Source organism: Brevundimonas sp. ZS04 (assembly GCF_001956865.1).
GTDB lineage: Bacteria > Pseudomonadota > Alphaproteobacteria > Caulobacterales > Caulobacteraceae > Brevundimonas > Brevundimonas diminuta.
Genome location: NZ_MTHE01000003.1, coordinates 1 through 16,994 on the forward strand (window position 1 = coordinate 1; position 16,994 = coordinate 16,994).

General features: G+C 64.9%; 21 protein-coding genes. 14 read left to right on the forward strand and 7 right to left on the reverse strand.

Annotated elements, in window-relative coordinates; genetic code table 11:
• The first annotated feature begins 114 nt into the window (after positions 1-114).
• Positions 115-1,035 (forward strand): MBL fold metallo-hydrolase, encoded by a 921-nt coding sequence (locus tag BJP32_RS04775; RefSeq protein ID WP_003164794.1) that lies wholly within the window; start codon positions 115-117, stop codon positions 1,033-1,035.
• On the opposite strand, the gene BJP32_RS04780 is transcribed toward BJP32_RS04775, so the two are convergent.
• Positions 1,032-1,712: a DUF1499 domain-containing protein gene (locus BJP32_RS04780; RefSeq protein WP_076223144.1), complete on the reverse strand. Its 681-nt coding sequence runs from the start codon at positions 1,710-1,712 to the stop codon at positions 1,032-1,034. The two genes, BJP32_RS04775 and BJP32_RS04780, sit on opposite strands and share 4 nt — an antisense overlap.
• 17 nt (positions 1,713-1,729) lie before the next feature.
• The gene (locus BJP32_RS04785) at positions 1,730-3,361 is read right to left on the reverse strand and encodes a long-chain-fatty-acid--CoA ligase (RefSeq protein ID WP_076223145.1); all 1,632 of its coding nucleotides are present in this window, start codon (positions 3,359-3,361) and stop codon (positions 1,730-1,732) included.
• A gap of 173 nt (positions 3,362-3,534) precedes the next feature.
• On the opposite strand from BJP32_RS04785, the gene udk reads away from it, so the two are divergent.
• Positions 3,535-4,179 (forward strand): uridine kinase, encoded by a 645-nt coding sequence (udk, locus tag BJP32_RS04790; RefSeq protein WP_076223147.1) that lies wholly within the window; start codon positions 3,535-3,537, stop codon positions 4,177-4,179.
• Between the two features lie 87 nt (positions 4,180-4,266).
• On the forward strand, positions 4,267-4,881 hold the full coding sequence (locus BJP32_RS04795) for a TetR/AcrR family transcriptional regulator (protein WP_003164790.1): 615 nt from the start codon (positions 4,267-4,269) through the stop codon (positions 4,879-4,881).
• Positions 4,882-4,897: 16 nt separating this feature from the next.
• Here BJP32_RS04795 and pdxH read toward each other — a convergent pair whose 3' ends face one another.
• Positions 4,898-5,566: a pyridoxamine 5'-phosphate oxidase gene (gene pdxH, locus BJP32_RS04800; protein WP_076223149.1), complete on the reverse strand. Its 669-nt coding sequence runs from the start codon at positions 5,564-5,566 to the stop codon at positions 4,898-4,900.
• Between the two features lie 115 nt (positions 5,567-5,681).
• Between pdxH and BJP32_RS04805 the strand changes: the two genes are divergently transcribed.
• From BJP32_RS04805 to BJP32_RS04825, 5 genes are all read left to right on the forward strand, one after another.
• Positions 5,682-6,413, forward strand: coding sequence for a molecular chaperone DnaJ (locus BJP32_RS04805; protein WP_040346642.1), 732 nt, complete (start codon positions 5,682-5,684; stop codon positions 6,411-6,413).
• A gap of 11 nt (positions 6,414-6,424) precedes the next feature.
• The gene (gene aroC, locus BJP32_RS04810) at positions 6,425-7,510 is read left to right on the forward strand and encodes a chorismate synthase (RefSeq protein WP_046653910.1); all 1,086 of its coding nucleotides are present in this window, start codon (positions 6,425-6,427) and stop codon (positions 7,508-7,510) included.
• Between the two features lie 79 nt (positions 7,511-7,589).
• Positions 7,590-8,285 (forward strand): pirin family protein, encoded by a 696-nt coding sequence (locus BJP32_RS04815; protein WP_003164786.1) that lies wholly within the window; start codon positions 7,590-7,592, stop codon positions 8,283-8,285.
• Between the two features lie 97 nt (positions 8,286-8,382).
• Positions 8,383-8,646, forward strand: coding sequence for a hypothetical protein (locus BJP32_RS04820; RefSeq protein ID WP_040345311.1), 264 nt, complete (start codon positions 8,383-8,385; stop codon positions 8,644-8,646).
• Positions 8,647-8,837: 191 nt separating this feature from the next.
• Entirely contained in the window at positions 8,838-9,281 is a 444-nt protein-coding gene (locus tag BJP32_RS04825; RefSeq protein WP_003164783.1) for a GNAT family N-acetyltransferase, read from the forward strand.
• Positions 9,282-9,318: 37 nt separating this feature from the next.
• Here BJP32_RS04825 and queE read toward each other — a convergent pair whose 3' ends face one another.
• Positions 9,319-9,954 carry a 7-carboxy-7-deazaguanine synthase gene (gene queE / locus BJP32_RS04830; RefSeq protein WP_046654031.1) on the reverse strand — a complete coding sequence of 212 codons (636 nt, stop codon included), beginning with the start codon at positions 9,952-9,954 and terminating at the stop codon, positions 9,319-9,321.
• The gene (gene queC / locus BJP32_RS04835; protein WP_369822388.1) at positions 9,951-10,658 is read right to left on the reverse strand and encodes a 7-cyano-7-deazaguanine synthase QueC; all 708 of its coding nucleotides are present in this window, start codon (positions 10,656-10,658) and stop codon (positions 9,951-9,953) included. The genes queE and queC overlap by 4 nt, the downstream gene beginning before the upstream one ends.
• A gap of 205 nt (positions 10,659-10,863) precedes the next feature.
• Here queC and BJP32_RS04840 point away from each other — a divergent pair, with 205 nt between their 5' ends.
• A complete protein-coding gene (locus BJP32_RS04840; protein WP_076223150.1) occupies positions 10,864-12,456 on the forward strand; it encodes a response regulator in 1,593 nt (530 codons plus the stop codon).
• Between the two features lie 6 nt (positions 12,457-12,462).
• Here BJP32_RS04840 and BJP32_RS04845 read toward each other — a convergent pair whose 3' ends face one another.
• Positions 12,463-13,497, reverse strand: coding sequence for a ligase-associated DNA damage response exonuclease (locus tag BJP32_RS04845; RefSeq protein ID WP_046654645.1), 1,035 nt, complete (start codon positions 13,495-13,497; stop codon positions 12,463-12,465).
• A gap of 72 nt (positions 13,498-13,569) precedes the next feature.
• Between BJP32_RS04845 and BJP32_RS04850 the strand changes: the two genes are divergently transcribed.
• The 5 genes from BJP32_RS04850 (at position 13,570) to BJP32_RS04870 (ending at position 16,126) form a co-directional block, all read left to right on the forward strand.
• Positions 13,570-14,040: a PaaI family thioesterase gene (locus tag BJP32_RS04850; RefSeq protein ID WP_003164778.1), complete on the forward strand. Its 471-nt coding sequence runs from the start codon at positions 13,570-13,572 to the stop codon at positions 14,038-14,040.
• Positions 14,037-14,444: a PaaI family thioesterase gene (locus BJP32_RS04855; RefSeq protein ID WP_046654646.1), complete on the forward strand. Its 408-nt coding sequence runs from the start codon at positions 14,037-14,039 to the stop codon at positions 14,442-14,444. Before BJP32_RS04850 ends, BJP32_RS04855 begins: the two co-directional genes overlap by 4 nt.
• Before the next feature lie 111 nt (positions 14,445-14,555).
• On the forward strand, positions 14,556-14,903 hold the full coding sequence (locus BJP32_RS04860; protein ID WP_003164776.1) for a hypothetical protein: 348 nt from the start codon (positions 14,556-14,558) through the stop codon (positions 14,901-14,903).
• A 92-nt stretch (positions 14,904-14,995) separates the two neighbouring features.
• On the forward strand, positions 14,996-15,430 hold the full coding sequence (locus tag BJP32_RS04865) for a hypothetical protein (protein ID WP_076223152.1): 435 nt from the start codon (positions 14,996-14,998) through the stop codon (positions 15,428-15,430).
• A gap of 60 nt (positions 15,431-15,490) precedes the next feature.
• Positions 15,491-16,126, forward strand: a complete 636-nt coding sequence (locus BJP32_RS04870) for a helix-turn-helix transcriptional regulator (protein WP_046654647.1) — start codon at positions 15,491-15,493, stop codon at positions 16,124-16,126.
• 66 nt (positions 16,127-16,192) lie between these two features.
• Here BJP32_RS04870 and BJP32_RS04875 read toward each other — a convergent pair whose 3' ends face one another.
• On the reverse strand, positions 16,193-16,672 hold the full coding sequence (locus BJP32_RS04875) for an SH3 domain-containing protein (RefSeq protein ID WP_076223153.1): 480 nt from the start codon (positions 16,670-16,672) through the stop codon (positions 16,193-16,195).
• Between the last annotated feature and the right edge of the window lie 322 nt (positions 16,673-16,994).

The following is a 16,994-nucleotide window of genomic DNA, read 5'->3' on the forward strand; positions in this document are numbered from 1 at the left end:
GGGGGGGGGGGGGGGGGGGGGCAAGGCCTGAAGGGAGCGAATGCGGAACCCTGCGAGGATGGGTAGTGAAAGCCCCCTACGATCTCAACAAACGGCCTCTCTAAGAGGAAGACCATGATCCCCTACGTTCGCCAATTCGATTTCAGCTACGGACGAAGTGACCAAGTCTCGTCTCTGATCCAGCGCGTGATTGCGGACAATCCGGGACCGTTCACTTTCACGGGGACGGGCACCTACATCATCGGCAGGGACTGCCCAGGTGCAGAGGTGGCCGTCATCGATCCGGGCCCCCTCGACGCCTCACACCTAAACAGCCTGCTGAGCGCCGTTGCGGGTCGCAAAGTCAGCCATGTGCTGGTCACGCACACTCACCGTGATCACGCTCCGCTCGCTCGCCCATTCGCCGAGGCAGTGGGCGAACCGCCGATCCTTGCGGGACAACTGCCCATGCCGACGATCTCCGGTTCCGGCAGCGGCTTGGACGAGAATGAAGACTACGACTTCCGCCCTGACGTGCTCCTAGCCGGAGGCGAATGGATCGAGGGCGACGGGTGGACGCTGGAAGCCATGGCCACGCCTGGGCACGCCTCCAACCATATGGCCTTCGTGCTGCGACAGGAGAACGCCCTGTTCAGCGGCGATCATGTGATGGGTTGGTCGACCACAGTGGTGGCTCCGCCGGACGGCGATATGGCCGATTACATGAACAGCCTGGACGCCGTCCTGGCGCGCGGTTTCTCGACGATATGGCCGACGCACGGCCCGGCGATCACCCAGGTCGCTCCCTTCCTGAAGGCCTATCGTGACCACAGGCTGGAGCGTGAGGCCCAGATCATGGCTCGGCTCGCGTCAGGCGACCAGATGATCGCGGACATGGTGCCCACGCTATACGCCGCCGTCGATCCGCGACTGTGGCCCGCCGCCAGCCTTTCTGTGCTCGCCCATCTGATCAAGCTGGCGAAAGAGGGACGCGTCCAGGCATCCCCTCAGCCAGAGATGGCCGCGAGTTGGCGACTGACCGATCCAGCCCTCTAAGGCGTCAGCTCTGCGACGACGGCCTTGGCGAGACGACAAGCCTCATCCCCGACCTGAAGGCTGTCGCGCCCGGCGACGCGAACGTCGGTGCGGCCAGGACGGATTCGGACAGTGACGTCATGGGTCACGCCGAACCACGCGCCTTCCTTGCGCCCGTCCACACGGAAAGGCGCCGTGCCCAGAACCGTGAACCCCGCCTTTTCGAGCGCCCAGGCGGCGGTCTCCGGCGCGACCTGGGTCGGCGCGGGACTCAATCCTTCACACGCCTGAGGCCGAGTTTCGGGCACGCCCGCAAGGCGCCGTTCCGCCGCCAGAATACGCGCGAAGGCCGGCGGCTCCGATGGATCGGTCGCCACATCGCGCGGAGCATCGGTGAAACGGCGCTCCTGAACCAGATAGCCGCCCAGGGTCACGCCCGCGATCGCCAGGGCCGCTCCCGCAATCCCCAACAGTCGACGCTCGCGAAACGCCATCAGGCAGGCGGTCAGGGCGGCCGCCAAGCCCAGATAGGCCAGCACCCGCCCCGCTTTCAGGGCCAGCACGCCCAGACTGAAATCAGCGCTCCACACGCCCACCCGCGCGCCGCAGACCGCGACCAGCAACAACGTCGGCGCCAAAAGCGCAACGAGCAGCAACATCACGGCCAGAGACTGGCCCTTGGGGCGTGTGGTCGACATGGCGTCCTCCGTCGCTGTCAGCCGGCGGCGGGCAGTTGGTAGTCCTTCATCCGCTCGCGCAGCGTCTTCTTATCGATCTTGCCGGTGGCGCCCAGAGGAATGTCATCGACGAAGACCACATCGTCCGGCATCCACCACTTGGCGATCTTGCCCTGCAGGAAGTCGAGGTGCTCTTGCTTGTCCTCGGCCTCGCCCTCCTTGAGCTTGACCAGCAGCACCGGCCGTTCGTCCCACTTGGGATGGGCCGCGCCGATGACGGCAGCCAGCGCGACCTTGGGATGGCCGACAGCGATGTTCTCGATGTCGATCGAGCTGATCCACTCTCCGCCCGACTTGATGACGTCCTTGGCGCGGTCAGTGATCTGCATGAAGCCGTGGGAATCGACGCTGGCGATATCACCCGTGTCGAAGAAGCCTTCGTGATCCAGGATATCGCCGCCCTCGCCCTTGAAATAGGCGCCGGCGATGGTCGGTCCCTTGACCATGACCCGACCATAGGTCTTGCCGTCATGCGGCATGTCCTGGCCGCCGTAATTCTTGATCTTCAGCTCGACACCCAGCGGCGGCGTGCCCTGCTTCATGCGCCAGGCCATCTGCTGATCATAAGGCAGCGCCTTCAGCTCCGGCGTCAGATTGGCGATGGTGCCGATGGGCGAGGTCTCGGTCATGCCCCAGGCGTGAACCACCTCGACGCCGAACTTGTCCTGGAACCCGCGGATCAGAGCCTCGGGGCAAGCCGAACCGCCGATCAGCACCTTTCGCAGAGTCGAGAACTTCAGATTGTTCTCCACCATGTGACCGAACAGCCCCTGCCAGACCGTGGGCACGGCAGCCGAGAAGGTAACGCCCTCGGTCTCGATCAACTCATAAATGGAAGCGCCGTCCATCTTGGCGCCCGGCATGACCAGCTTGGAGCCCGCCGCCGGGCCGACGAAGGCGATGCCCCAGGCGTTGGCGTGGAACATCGGCACCACAGGCAGAATGACTTCGCTGGGCGTGCCGCCGACGACCGTCGCCTGCATCCCCAGCAGCGTATGGATGAAGTTGGAGCGGTGCGAATACAGCACGCCCTTCGGGTTGCCCGTCGTGCCTGAGGTGTAGCAGAGGCCGCAGGCCGTCTGCTCGTCGAACCCGCCCCAGGTCACGTCGCTCGACAATTGCTCCAGCACAGTCTCATAGGCCTCCGCCCTCGGCAGCCTGGCCTGCGGCATGTGGGCGGCGTCGGTCATGACGATGACGCGCTCAACCGTCGGACAATGCGGCAGAACGGCTTCCAGCAGCGGCACGAAGGTCAGATCGGTGAACAGGATCCGGTCTTCGGCGTGGTTGATGATGTAGGCCAACTGTTCCGGGAACAGGCGCGGGTTCAGGGTGTGGCATACGGCCCCGATCCCCATGATTCCGTACCAGGTCTCGATATGGTTGCCGGTGTTCCAGGCCAGTGTCGCGACGCGGTCGCCTGGCTTGATTTCCCAGGCCAGAAGAGCGTTCGACACGCGACGCGCCCGTTCATGGATGGCCGCGTAGTTGGTGCGAACGATCGGCCCCTCGACCGAACGCGTGACGACCTCACGCTCCCCGTGCCAGTTCTTCGCGTGATCGAGGATCTTGTCGACCGTCAACGGCCAGTCCTGCATCATACCCAGCATTCGGCGTCTTCCCTCGTCTATGCGCCTTGGTTGAAAGCGGCGCTTGCGCCCACGCTAAGACAGGTGAACAGCGACAAGCAACGTGACGCAAGGGAAGGCAGGCCGCGACAGATCGCCGTTTCAGCGCGCGATCAAGGCTTGCATCCGGCTGCATCCGGGTGAATGAGCCGCCCATGACCATACTGATCGCCATCACCGGCGGCTCGGGCTCCGGCAAGAGCACCCTGGCCGAAGCCCTGATTTCCTCGCTGCCGGAGGGCGTCGCCGCGCTGTTGCGCGAGGATTCCTACTATCTGGACGCGGCGTCCGTGCCGGGCTTCGACGCCGCGACGCATGACTTTGACGATGTCGCCGCTCGCGATCACGATCTGCTGATTTCCGATCTGACCGACCTCAAGGCCGGGCGCAGCGTGACCGCCCCCCTCTACTCCTTCATCCATCATGGACGCGAACCGGGCGGCGAACCGGTGCCGGCCGCCCAGATCGTCGTCGTCGAAGGCACGCACCTGCTGTGCACGCCGGCCCTGACCGCCCTGTTCGACATTCGCGTTTTCGTCGACACCCCGGCGGATATCCGCTTCATTCGCCGGCTGCTGCGCGACCAGACGGAGCGTGGACGAACGGCGGAATCGGTCATCCATCAGTACCTCGCCACCGTCCGCCCCGGTCACGAACGCCTGACGGAACCCTCGCGGGTTCATGCCGATTTCATTGTCGCAGACGCCACCGCCGCCGTACGCCTGGAAGACCCTCAGGCCGTCGTGCGTCTGGCCGCGCCCGTGCTGGCCCACCCTCTGCTCGAGCCCTGGCTGAAGTAACGGGCCTCGTTGAGCTTATTAACCGTGATCGTTGCAATCGTGGCAAATTAAAGGCAATATCACCGTCTAACGGCTGGTGACAATCCGATGACCGTCTCGGTCCATGTCCTCGACGACCCTCGACGCGACGCCCTTGTGCGCCAGGCTCGTCTGCACTTTGTCGAAGAAGGCTACGCCGGCACCAAGATGGAGCCGATCGCTCGCGAAGCGGGCGTATCGACGGCGACCCTCTACGCCATGTTCGAAAACAAGGCGGCGCTGTTCGCGGCGGTGATCGATGAAGCATCCGCAGATTTCGCTGAACGCATGGCCAAGGTGAAAACCTGCAGCGGCCCGGCGCAGCCGAGATTGAACAGCTTCCTGACCGCCTACGCCGACTTCATCAGCGACCCGTTCGTCAGGGCCATCTTTCGCCTGGTCATGACCGAGCGGCGCCGCTTCGAGAGCTTGGCGACCACCTTCTATGAGCAAGCGAAGCACGACTTCGGCACAGTGCTGGTCTCGGCCCTGGCCGAAATGGCCGCCAAAGGCGAGTTGAATCTCCACAAGCCTTCGTGGGCCGCCAGCCAGTTGATGGGCATGGTGGAGCACCCACTGTTCTTTGTGCCGACAGTGACCGGGGACCAGGTTCTGCCTACCCGATCTCCCGCCGCCATCGCCGAAGACGCCGTGGAGACCTTTCTGGCCCGCTACGCCGCCTGAGCCGCTTCAAAACCGCCTAGGGCCACAGACGACTGCGGCGCCAAGGCTGATCTTTCGTCGCCCGATCAAAGCGCAGGCGGTCGTGCAGGCGGAAAGGACGATCGCGCCAGAACTCGATCTGTACGGGCTTGACCCGCCAGCCGGTCCAGCGATCGGGACGAGGCACCTCCTGACCGTCAAAGCGCGCGGTCTGTTCCGTCACCCGCCGTTCCAGCGTCGCCCGGTCCGCCAGAGGGCGCGACTGATCCGACACCCAGGCGCCGATTCGGCTTTCGCGCGCCCGGCTGGCGAAATAGGCGTCGGCCTCTTCCACTCTGACCGGCTCTACCGAGCCGCGAACACGCACCTGGCGGCGCAGGCTTTTCCAGTGGAACAGCAGGGCGGCGCTGGGGCTGGACCACAATTGACCGCCCTTGGCGCTTTCCTGATTGGAGAAGAAGGTGAAGCCCCGCGTATCGACATCCTTCAGCAACACCATCCGCACGTCAGGATGACCGTCGACATCGACCGTAGCCAGGGCCATCGCGTTGGGGTCGTTGGGTTCTGATGCTCGCGCATCCTCCAGCCACTCCACGAACAGGGCGATAGGCTCGTCCCGGTCGAACAGGCTTTCATCCGCGTTCGCCTCGAGCTGGGCGGCATAGTCTTCGCGAGACGGGCTGGGGGGGATCGCTGACTGGGTCATGCTGGACCTATAGTCCCGCTCGCGGTTCGCGTCACATGGCGTTCGTTCAATCCTGCGTCAGCTTTGCAAATAAGGTTAACCCTGTCTTGACCATGTGGCCCGCACAGTGGCCGCCATGCGCGCAGACAGCCTCTCCTTCATGGACGCTCGGCGCCTGCTCGGCCTCAACGGCCCCGCAGGGCCGCAGGCTCTGGCGGCCGCCTTCCGCATCGCGATCAAGGCCTCTCGCCCGGATCAGCCCGGCGGCGACGCCGAACGGTTCCGGCGCGTGATCGCCGCCTATCGCCTGTTGCAAACCGAAACGCGCGCCCTGCCTGCACCACGCAGAGATTCCGGGGCTCCAGGCGTCCACACTGCGCGCACCGCCTCTCCTCCGCCGCCCCTGATCGTGCTGACGCCGATGCAGGCGCTCACCGGAGGCAGCGTGATCGTCAATGCCTGGGGACGGAGCCTGCTGATCCACGTTCCTCCAGGCGTGAGGACCGCCGACCGCATTCGCCTGAAAGGCCGCCCTGCCCTGCTGCGCGTCTTGATCCGACCGGCCGACGGCTTGTCCGTTCTGGGAGCGGATCTCTTCATGGATTGGCCCATCGCGCCGCGTCTGATGCGGGACGGCGGACGGATCGAGATCGACACGCACGCCGGACCACAAGCCGCCTGGCTGGTGCCGGACATGGTCGAACCGGTGCGACTGCGCCTTCCCGGCCTCGGCCTGCCCGCGCGGGGCAAGCGGGCCGCCGGCGACCTGTTCGTCAAGCTGGTTCCTTCTGACGACCTGCCTTCGGCCGCCGAGGATATGCTGCTTCGCTTCACTCGGGTCTGGACGCCGGAGCGGATGGCGGCTTAAGCCTCGCCATCATGTCGCACAACACCTTCGGCCACCTGTTCCGCGTCACCACCTGGGGCGAAAGCCACGGCCCCGCCATCGGCTGCGTCGTCGACGGCTGTCCGCCGCTGATCCCGCTAACTGAAGCCGATATCCAGCCCTGGCTGGATTTGCGCAAGCCCGGCGGCAGCCGCTTCGTCACTCAGCGACAGGAGGCCGATCAGGTCCGTATCCTGTCAGGCGTCTATGATGACGGCGACGGCCCGGTCACGACCGGAACCCCGATCAGCCTGATGATCGAGAACACCGACCAGCGATCCAAGGATTACGGCGAGATCGCCCGCGCCTTCCGTCCAGGCCACGCCGATTACGCCTATCAGGCCAAATACGGCGTGCGCGATCATCGCGGAGGCGGCCGGTCATCGGCGCGCGAGACGGCCAGTCGCGTAGCGGCGGGCGCGGTGGCCCGCAAAGTCCTTGGCCCGGATGTGCGGATTCGCGCAGGCGTGGTCCAACTGGGCCCGCACAGAATCCCAGATGAGGCGGTCGACTTCGACGCCGTCTACGACAACGCCCTGTTCGCCGCCTCGACCGAGGTCGTGCCTGTGTGGGAGCGGTATCTGGACGGCGTGCGCAAGGCGGGCTCGTCCATCGGAGCCGTCGTCGCGCTGGAAGTCACGGGCGTCCCGGCCGGATGGGGCGCGCCCCTCTACGCCAAGCTGGATGCGGAACTCGCCGCGGGCCTGATGTCCATCAACGCCGTGAAGGGCGTCGAGATCGGCGCGGGCTTCGGCGCCGCCGAACTGTCGGGCGAGGATAACGCTGACGAAATGCGGCTGGGCGACGACGGCCAGCCTGTCTTCCTGTCGAACAAGGCGGGCGGCGTCCTTGGGGGCATCTCCACCGGCCAGCCGCTGACGGCGCGCGTGGCGTTCAAGCCGACCTCCTCAATCCTGACTCTGCGCCAGACGATCAACCGCGACGGCGATGAGGTCGACCTGCGCACCAAGGGACGTCATGACCCCTGCGTCGCCCTGCGCGGCGTCCCGGTGGTCGAGGCCATGGCCGCCATCGTCCTGGCCGACGCCATGCTGCGCCACCGAGCTCAGATGGGCTGAGGCCATCAGGAACAATAACAGTTGCGAATAAGGGCGCGCGATCCTATCTAGGTTTCAAGCATTTCTCGGAGACCGAACCATGATCGACGTCAGACCTTTCAACACCCTCGGCGGCGCCAACCACGGCTGGCTGAACGCCAAACACCACTTCTCGTTCGCCAACTACTATGATCCCAAGCGGATGGGCTGGGGCCGCCTGCGCGTCTGGAACGATGATGAAATCGGCGCCCGGTCGGGCTTTCCGCCTCACCCGCACGCCGACATGGAGATCATCACCTACGTCCGCACCGGGGCCATCACCCACGAGGACTCCATGGGCAACAAGGGCCGTACAGGCGCGGGCGACGTTCAGGTGATGAGCGCGGGTACAGGCGTGCGTCACTCCGAGTTCAATCTCGAGAATGAAACGACCACCCTGTTCCAGATCTGGATCGAGACCGACAAACCGGGCGCTCAACCGTCCTGGGGCCAGCGTGAGTTTCCCAAGAACGATCGCTCGGGCCGCTTCACCGTCGTCGCCTCGGGCGATCCGTCGGACGAAGCCTTGTCGATCAACGCCGACGCCAAGATCCTGGCTGCCACGCTGAAGGCGGGCGAAAGCCTTTCCTATGACCTGGCCGCCGGTCGCCGCGCCTATCTGGTCCCCGCAGTCGGGCAAGTCGAGGTCAACGGGACCACGCTGAACGCTCGCGACGGCGCCGGCATCGTCGACGAGTCGACCATCACCATCATGGCCAAGCAGGATGCCGAACTGGTCATGGTCGACAGCCTGTAAGTCTACGCTGATCGAAAGATCACAGGGGGCGTTCGAAAGAGCGCCCCCTTTCTTTTTGCGCGCTGACAGAAGGCAGGCGGCGCGGCAGACTGTCGTCATGATCCAGCGCCTTACCGCCCTCGCCTTCTGTCTGTCCGGCGCCTTGATGCTTCAGGGCTGTGTCGCAGGCGCCGTCGTCGGCGCAGGAGCCGCCGTCGTCGGCGGCGCGGCCAAGGTGACGGGCGCCGCCGTCGGCGCAGGTTTCGACGCGGTCACAACCTCGGACGAAGAAACAAAGGCCAAGCGCGAGCGCGAACAACGCGAGTATGAACGCGAACAGCGCCGCTGCGAACAAAGGCAGCGGCAGGGCAAGGACTGCTAAGTCCCCTTCGCTTCAAGGCGTTTCGCCGACACTCCATTGAATCTCTCTCCGCCGCCTGCTAACCGCCTCGGCTCGCAGAAGGAGATTTATGCGCAGAGCCCTCAACTAGGCCCGCCCACGCGGGATTTTCCTGCGCCTGATCGGGCGCAGTCTCTGTTTGCATATCTATCTGCGGAAAACTCATGCCACACATGGACACGATCATTCGTGCCTATAGCCCTTCGACCGACACGGCCTCGCTGTCGGACATCTGGCTTCAAGCCTCGATTCTCGCCCACGCCTTCATCGGCGAGGACCGCCTGCTCGAACAGCAGGGCCTGATCGAGAGCCAATACCTGCCCAGCGCGGAAACCTGGGTCGCTTGCCGTGGAGGCCGACCCGTCGGCTTCATCAGCCTGATCGACAGCTTCATCGGCGGCCTGTTCGTCGCCCCCGACCAACAGGGCCACGGGATCGGACGCGCGCTGGTCGCGCACGCCCTTTCACTGAAAGGGACGCTGATGCTGGAAGTCTATACGGACAATGATCAGGCGATGCGCTTCTACGAAGCCCTCGGCTTCCGCGAGCAATCGCGGCGAGCGACGGACGATTCAGGCCTGCCGTTCGAAAACGCCCAGATGCTTCTGGCGGCCTAAGGCACCCGGCAGGGCGGTTCGCCGCCCTGCCCTCGCCCTACCGCACCCCGATGTACTTGTGCGTCTGAACGCTGAGCCGCCATTGCGGGTGGGTCAGACAATATTCGATGGCGGCGGCGGTGTTGGCGGCCTGGTCGGGGCCGTCCATGGGCTGCAGCCAGAAATGCTGGAAGTCGAGGCTCTCGAACCGATCCGGCATAGCCAGGGGCTGCGGATAGACCAGCTTCAGCTCCTGTCCTGAGGTCTGAACCACGGGGGCGTCGGCCTTGGGGCTGATGCAGATCCAGTCGATGCCGTCCGGCGCCGTCAGGGTGCCGTTGGATTCGATGGCGATCTCGAACCCGCGCGCATGCAGGGCGTCGATCAGCGGCGTATCCAGTTGCATCAGCGGCTCGCCGCCCGTGCAGACCACCAGCTTCGGATCGCCTTCGCGACCACGCCACATCCCTGCGACATGGTCAGCCATCAGGTCGGCCGTTTTGAACTTGCCGCCGCCGTCGCCATTCACCCCGACGAAATCCGTGTCGCAGAAGGTGCAGATCGCCGTTGCACGGTCCCGCTCCAGCCCGCTCCACAGATTGCATCCGGCGAAGCGCAGGAAGACGGCGGGGCGGCCCGCCTGCCCGCCCTCGCCCTGCACCGTCAGGAAGACTTCCTTGGCCGAATAGGTCATGCGGCCGCCCATTGCGCATAGCCCGCCGCGCGCAGTTCGCAGGCCGGACAGGCCCCGCAGCCATAACCCCAGACATGGCGATGCGTCCGGTCGCCCAGATAGCAGGTATGGCTGAACTCGATGATGGCCTCGACCAGGGCTCGACCGCCGATCTGATCCGCCAACTCCCACGTCTGGGCCTTGGTCAGGAACATCAGCGGCGTCTCGACCGGCACGGACTTGTCCAGCCCCAGCGAGAGGGCGCGGGCCGTGGCCTGGATCGTGTCGTTGCGACAGTCGGGATAGCCGGAGTAGTCGGTCTCGCACATGCCGCCGATCAGGACTTCCAGCCCGCGCCTGTCGGCCAGGGCCGCCGCCGCGACCAGGAAGATCAGATTGCGCCCCGGCACGAAGGTGTTCGGCAGGCCGCGCGCGTCCGCCTCGATGGCGCGCTCGGTCGTCATCGCCGTCTCGCCGATGGCGCCGAAGCCCGTCAGATCGACCACATGATCGTCGCCCAGGCGGTCGGCCCACTGCGGCAAGGCCTTAACCAGTTCCTCGCGAACGGACTGGCGCGCCTGCATCTCGACCGCATGACGCTGGCCGTAGTCGAAGCCAACGGTCTCCACCCGATCGAAACGCTCCAGCGCCCAGGCCAGGCAGGTGGCGCTGTCCTGCCCGCCGGAAAAAAGAACAAGAGCTGTTTTTTCAGAGTGTTGCACGATTGCGCTCATGACAAGCCTGCGGTCGGCCCGCAGGCCGCGCGCATTCGAAAAAAGGAACCAGGGTCGGATAGATGGGACGTCGCCCCCTATACGCCAGAGCGACGGGCTCGGCAAAGGACGCGAGATTGACAATAAACAAGGCGGCTTAACCCTTCTGCAAAAGATTCTCTGAGATTGTAAAAGAACCTCAGTAGGAGCCGGCCGAATGCCGACGATTGAAGTGCTGACTGACCGCGTGGAGCCGGTGGCGAAAACCGCCATGACCGGCGACATTCTCGCGCGGTTCCAGCGCGAACCGGACACCTTGGTGATACCGGTCGTCGACGGCGATCGCCCTATCGGCCTGATTGAGCGCGGAGACTTCCTGCTGAAGCTGGCCGGCCCCCTGGGCCAGAGCCTGTACGGCGCCCGCGAGGTCGTCCATGTGATGGACCCGGAACCGGCCGTGATCGAATCCGGCGTTCGGGTGGACGCCTTTTCCTCCATCATCCTGAAGAGCGGTCCCGGCGCCTTGATGCGCGGCTTCATCGTCACGCATGGCGGAGCCTATCGCGGCGTCGGCACGGCCGTGGCCCTGCTGCGCGCCATCAATGAAGACCAGCGTCACGAGAACCAGCGCCTGGTCGAGCAGCTCCGCTCCTCCGACGCGGCCGAGCGCGCGCTCCAGACCGCGGCGCGGGACAAAAGCCGCTTCATGAGCCTGCTGAACCGCGAACTCAGCACCTCCATGAACGGGGTGCTGGCCGTGGCCGAGCTGCTGCATCGCCAGCCGCTGAACGAGGCCGCCAAGGCCCATGCCCGGACCATCATGGATTCCGCCGAGGACATGCTGGACAGCCTGCGCGACGCCCTCGACCTGGCGCGCGCCGAGGCGGGCGAACTGCAGATCAGCGCAACCGCCACCCCTCTGCGCACCCTGATGGATGAGTTGCAGAGCCATTGGTCGCCGCGCGCGGCTCAGGACGGCGTCACCCTGATGGTCGGCTATGAAGGCGACACGGAACTGGCGGCCATGGTCGACGCAGATCGCCTGCGCCAGGTGTTCAACAACCTGATCGGCAACGCCCTGAGCTTTGCCCGCCACGGCATGGTCGAGGCCAGCCTCAAGGCCCACGCCTATGGCGACCGCGTGCAGATCGAGGCTCGCATCCGCGATGACGGTCCCGCTGACGAAAGCCGCACCAGCGGCCTGCTAAATCCTTCGGCGCCAGACGCCGGACTGGGCCTGGCGATCAGCCGACGCCTGATCGAATGCATGGACGGTCGCATCTGGGCCGAGAACAATACGGGGCGCGGCGCTACCTTCGCCTTCGACCTGTCCGCGCCGATCGCCTTCATCGAGCGTGACGAACCGACCAACGTCGCCGATCTGGACAGCCTTCATCTTCAGGCGCGTCCGCATGTGCTGATCGCAGACGACAACGCCACCAACCGCGTGGTGGCCCAGGCCCTGTGCGAGATGTTCGGCTGCACCTCCGAGACCGTCGAAGATGGTCAGGAAGCGGTTGAAGCCGTCGAGTCGCGCCCCTTCGACCTGATCCTGATGGACATCAAGATGCCGCGTCTCGACGGCGTCGGCGCGACACGCGCCATTCGCGCCCTCGACGGCCCTCAGCGTGACATTCCGATCATCGCCCTGACCGCCAACGCCGACCCGGACGACGCCAAGGCCTATCTGGCCGCCGGCATGGCGGCCGTGGTGGAGAAGCCCATCAAGCCGGAACGCCTGCGCCTGGCCATGAACACCGCGCTGGAACCGGCGAACGCCGCCCCTGCGCGGGCGCGAGACGTCGCCTAAAGGCGATCAAGCCGTCGCCGGCTCGCCCAGCATTTCTTCATCGTCCTCGTCATAGCCGACAAGACGCAAGGCGCGCGCCTTCACCCCCGTCAGCTCCGCCCAGCGCAGCAGGCCTTCCTCGCGCCCGTGTGTGATCCAGATTTCTTCCGGCGCCAGCTCTTCAAAGGTCTGGATCAGTTCGGGCCAGTCCGCATGATCCGAAATGACCAGGGGCAGCTCCACGCCCCTTTGACGCGCTCGCGCCCTCACGCCCATCCACCCGGAGGCGAAGGCGGTCACCGGATCAGCGAACCGGCGCGCCCAGCGGTCCTGAATGGCCGAAGGCGGCGCAATCACCACCTCGCCGCCCAAGGCCCCCGCCTTCAGCCCCGTGGCGGGAGCGAGCGATCCCAGGTCGATCCCTTCGTTCTGATAAAGGCGGTTCAGACGCTCAAGCGCGCCGTGAACATGAATGGTCCGATCCCAGCCCGCCTCGCGTAGCAGGCGGATCACCCGCTGCGCCTTGCCCAAGGCGTAGGCCCCGACCAGGTGGGCGCGTTCAGGAAACTGCGCCAGAGAATGAACCAGGCGCGCGATCTCCTCCACGTCCGAAGGATGAACAAAGACCGGCAGACCGAACGTCGCCTCCGAAATGAACACATGACAGCGAACCGGCTCGAACGGCAGGCAGGTCGGATCGCGTCGCCGCTTGTAGTCGCCAGACACCACCATGATCAGGCCGTCTCGCTCGATGACGGCCTGAGCCGAGCCCAGCACATGCCCGGCGGGGGCAAAGCGCACCGCCACGCCGTTGATCGTCGTCGTCTCTCCGTAAGCGGCGGGCTGAGCCCATCCGGCGAAGTCGGGTCCGTATCGTTCGGCCATGATGGCCAGTGTCTCGGGCGTCGCCAATACAGCGCCGTGCCCCGGCCGCGCGTGATCAGAATGGCCATGCGTGATCACCGCCCGATCCACCGGACGCACGGGATCCACATAGAAATCGCCAATCGGGCAGTAGAGACCGGCTGGCGCGGGCCTCAGAAGATCTTGAGGTCGGATCATCAATCTATCCGCTCGCTGGACAAGGACGCCCCTGACGGGCGACCAAGACGAGACGCAACACAGGACGCCTCGATGACGGATTCGTTCCTAGAGACTCTATTGCCGCAACTCGCATCCGGCGCGGCGCACACCCACGCCCTAGGCTTCGCTTTCGAAGGCCTGGACGGAGATCGCGTTCGCATTCGCGTTCCCTATCGGGATGATCTGATCGGCGATCCCGAGACCGGCGTCCTGGCCGGCGGCCTCGTCACCACCCTGCTGGACCACGTCGGCGGTCTGGCCGTCTGGGTGGGGCTGGGAACATTTCGGCCCGTGGCGACGCTCGATCTTCGCGTCGACTATATGCGCGCCGCAGCGCCCGGTCGCGATCTGCTGGCCGAGGCGCGGTGCTATCGCCTGACGCGCAATCTCGCCTTCGTGCGCGCCTGGGCCTTCGAAGATGATCCGACCGATCCCGTCGCCGCCGCCCAGTCCGCCTATATGGTCAGCGCGGAAGGCGATCACCGCCCCGGCGCAAACCTGAAATCCAGGACCGTCGCATGACCGCCTCCCTGCTCGACAGCCTGCCCTACGCCCGCTTCCTGGGCCTTCAAACTCAGATGAACGGCGACGAGATCACCGTCGTCATGCCGTTCGCCGACAAATTGATCGGCAACCCGATGCTGCCGGCTCTGCACGGCGGCTCAACCGCGGCCCTGCTGGAGATGACGGCCATGGCCCAGGTCTCTCTCACCTATCCAAGGTTGCGATTGCCGCGCCCGATCAACGTCACCGTGGCCTATCTTCGTTCGGGTCGCCCGATCGACGTCTACGCACGCGCCAGAATCAACAAGGCCGGACGCCGCGTCGCCCATGTGGTCGCCGAAGCGTGGCAAGACGCCCGACAAGACCCGATAGCCTCTCTTACCGCCCACTTCCTGCTGGATCCCGAAAGTGAAGGCGCGTGACGAGCGATGGAGCGACAACGTCAATTGTAAATTTTGTAAAGAAGGCCCTGTTCAAATTAGTTAATACGCGTTAACCTTTTCTCGTTGTTCTTTTCAACGAGGGGTTAAGTCATGGATCGCAACGAAGTCATCGCCGGTGTCGCCGGCGAACTGCACGCCACCGAAAAAGCGCTGGATGACGCCATCGCCCACGCCGCGACCCTGGTTCAGACCATGATCGGCGCACGCTCGGCTCTGTCGCTCTCAGCCGTCGCCGCAGCAGGCTCCCAGACCAAGGCCATGGAAGCCATCGCCGCTCTCAGCACCGCTCGTGAAGCCCTGATCGCGTGCCACGCCGAACTCGAGAAGGACCATCGTCGTCTCGGCTACGGCACCTACGCCCTGGGTCCGCTCGACAAGCCCAATGAATGGGATAGCCGCCCCATGGGCAGCCAGGAGCGTCACCTGCGCGTGGCGTGAATTCGGCGTAATATTACGTATCAGCTATCCGGCTTCAAACTAGCTTGGTGTAGCTTGGCCCCCATCGTTTTAGAGGCGATGGGGGCCTTTCGTTGTTTGATTTCATCGCAGGCTACATAGGCGCCGCGAGCGTCCTGCTCGTGTGCTTTTTTGCGCTGACAAAGGGAGGCCATCCAGAGCGGATACGCGCGATCGTCGTTCTATGCGGGTGGTTCCTTTCGATATTGGCTCAACGCTATTTGGGTTATGTCGCCACCCAATGGCCGGTACTGCTGATCGACCTGATCGCCTTGGCGGCTTTTGTGGCTCTAGCTTGGAAAGCTCCCCGGACTTGGCCCGTGTGGGCCAGCGCTTTCCAACTCCTATCCGTCGCCAGCCATGTCATGGTTCTCATGAAATTACGGCCTGAGATTTCCGCCTTCTACACAGTCGTCAACATGGCGGGATACGGCATCATCATCGCCTTAGGCGTTGGAACCTTTTTCGCCTGGCAAGAGCGTCGTGCGGCAGGCGTAGAAATTTCATAGGTAGATATTCCTATTTCATCCAAGTAGACTGACGCCTCGAGTTTCTTGGAACGTGCGCCATTGCCTTTGTCCCACGCCCAAATTTGGAAGGCCATCGACGCCCTGGCGCGACGAGAGGGCGTTTCGGCTTCGGGTCTGGCGCGACGCGCGGGCTTGGACGCCACCAGCTTCAATCCCTCCAAGCGGCTAGGGCCCGGCCAGCCTCCTCGCCCTCGCTGGCCTTCGACAGAAAGCCTGATGCGCGTGCTTCAGGCGAGCGGTCTAAGTCTGGGCGAGTTCGCCGCCCTTGCGGATGACGCCGCGCCGCACCCTCGCGCCATACCGCTTCTGGGCCTCGCTCGCGCGGGCGACGAGGGCTTCTTCGACGACGCCGGCCTGCCTATGGCGGAAGGCTGGGATCAGACCGAACTGCCTGCCCACAAAGACAGTCTGTTCAGTCTGACTATCGACGGCGACTCCATGGAGCCGGTATTTCGGCCAGGCGACCGAGTCATCGTCGACCTAGACGCTACAGAGGTCCGGCGCGGCGACCGGGTGGTGGTTCGCACGGCGAAGGGCGAGACCCTGGCCAAGGAAATCGCCGCTCTGAATGGTCGCGAAGTTGTTCTGGCTTCAGTCAATCCGCACTATGAGCCACGCATCCTGCCGCGCGGCCAGATACGGTGGATGGCCCGCATCTTGTGGGTCAGCCAATAACAGCAGAAGGCCGCCCCTTTCGGGACGGCCCTCGCATTTGATCGACGCGGGGGAGAAATCCGCCGATCAGTTCGGCGCCACGTAGCGAGCGTTGACCCAGCCGCCGCCGGCGATCTGCACCCACTCGCCCTGCGAGCCCGTGGCCGTGAAGGGCTGACCGGCCGACAGACTGCCGGCTTGGCGATATTGCGTGCCGGGGCCCGAACGGATGCGCAGGTTGGATGTGGCGCGGTACATGTTGGCGTTAGACTGGGCCGCAGCGCGCGTGCGCTGCTGGTTGCAGCCGATATAGGAGCCGGCCGCAGCGCCGGCGCCCGCGCCGACCACAGCGCCCAGGGCGCGCTCATTCTTCGACACCTGGCTGCCAGCCAGACCGCCCAACACGGCGCCGATTGCGGCGCCCGCCTGCTGACGGCCGCCCGGCGCGTCGCAGTTGGTGATGCCGTTAGCCTGAGGCATGGCGCTGGCGGTCATGGGCGCAGCGGCGGCGGCCAGCGCGGTGAACATGGCGGTGGCGGCCAAACCCGCCTTGAAGGTCTTCGACATATGGCTCTCCTGTCATCGAGTTGTCGATGGAGTGAGAATGCCTTGCCTAAGCTGAAGGCTCCCCCAGCCTTGTCGTTATGTGCCGTTCATCTTTCTTGTCGGACGCAGAGCCGCCTGACGCTCCGACCCCGCCCAAGTTCGTATGAAAAAACAGATATTGTTCATTTCCTCCCCCATACGGGGGATGGGCAGAGGCCGCATTGTCGTGCGCTATGGCATCCATGGGCGCACTTGGAAAAGCAGACGTGGCTCTGGATGTGCTGTGGCGCAGCCTTTACGGCCAGCCGCTGCCGATCTCCGGCTCTGCTGAGCTCGCCCTGCA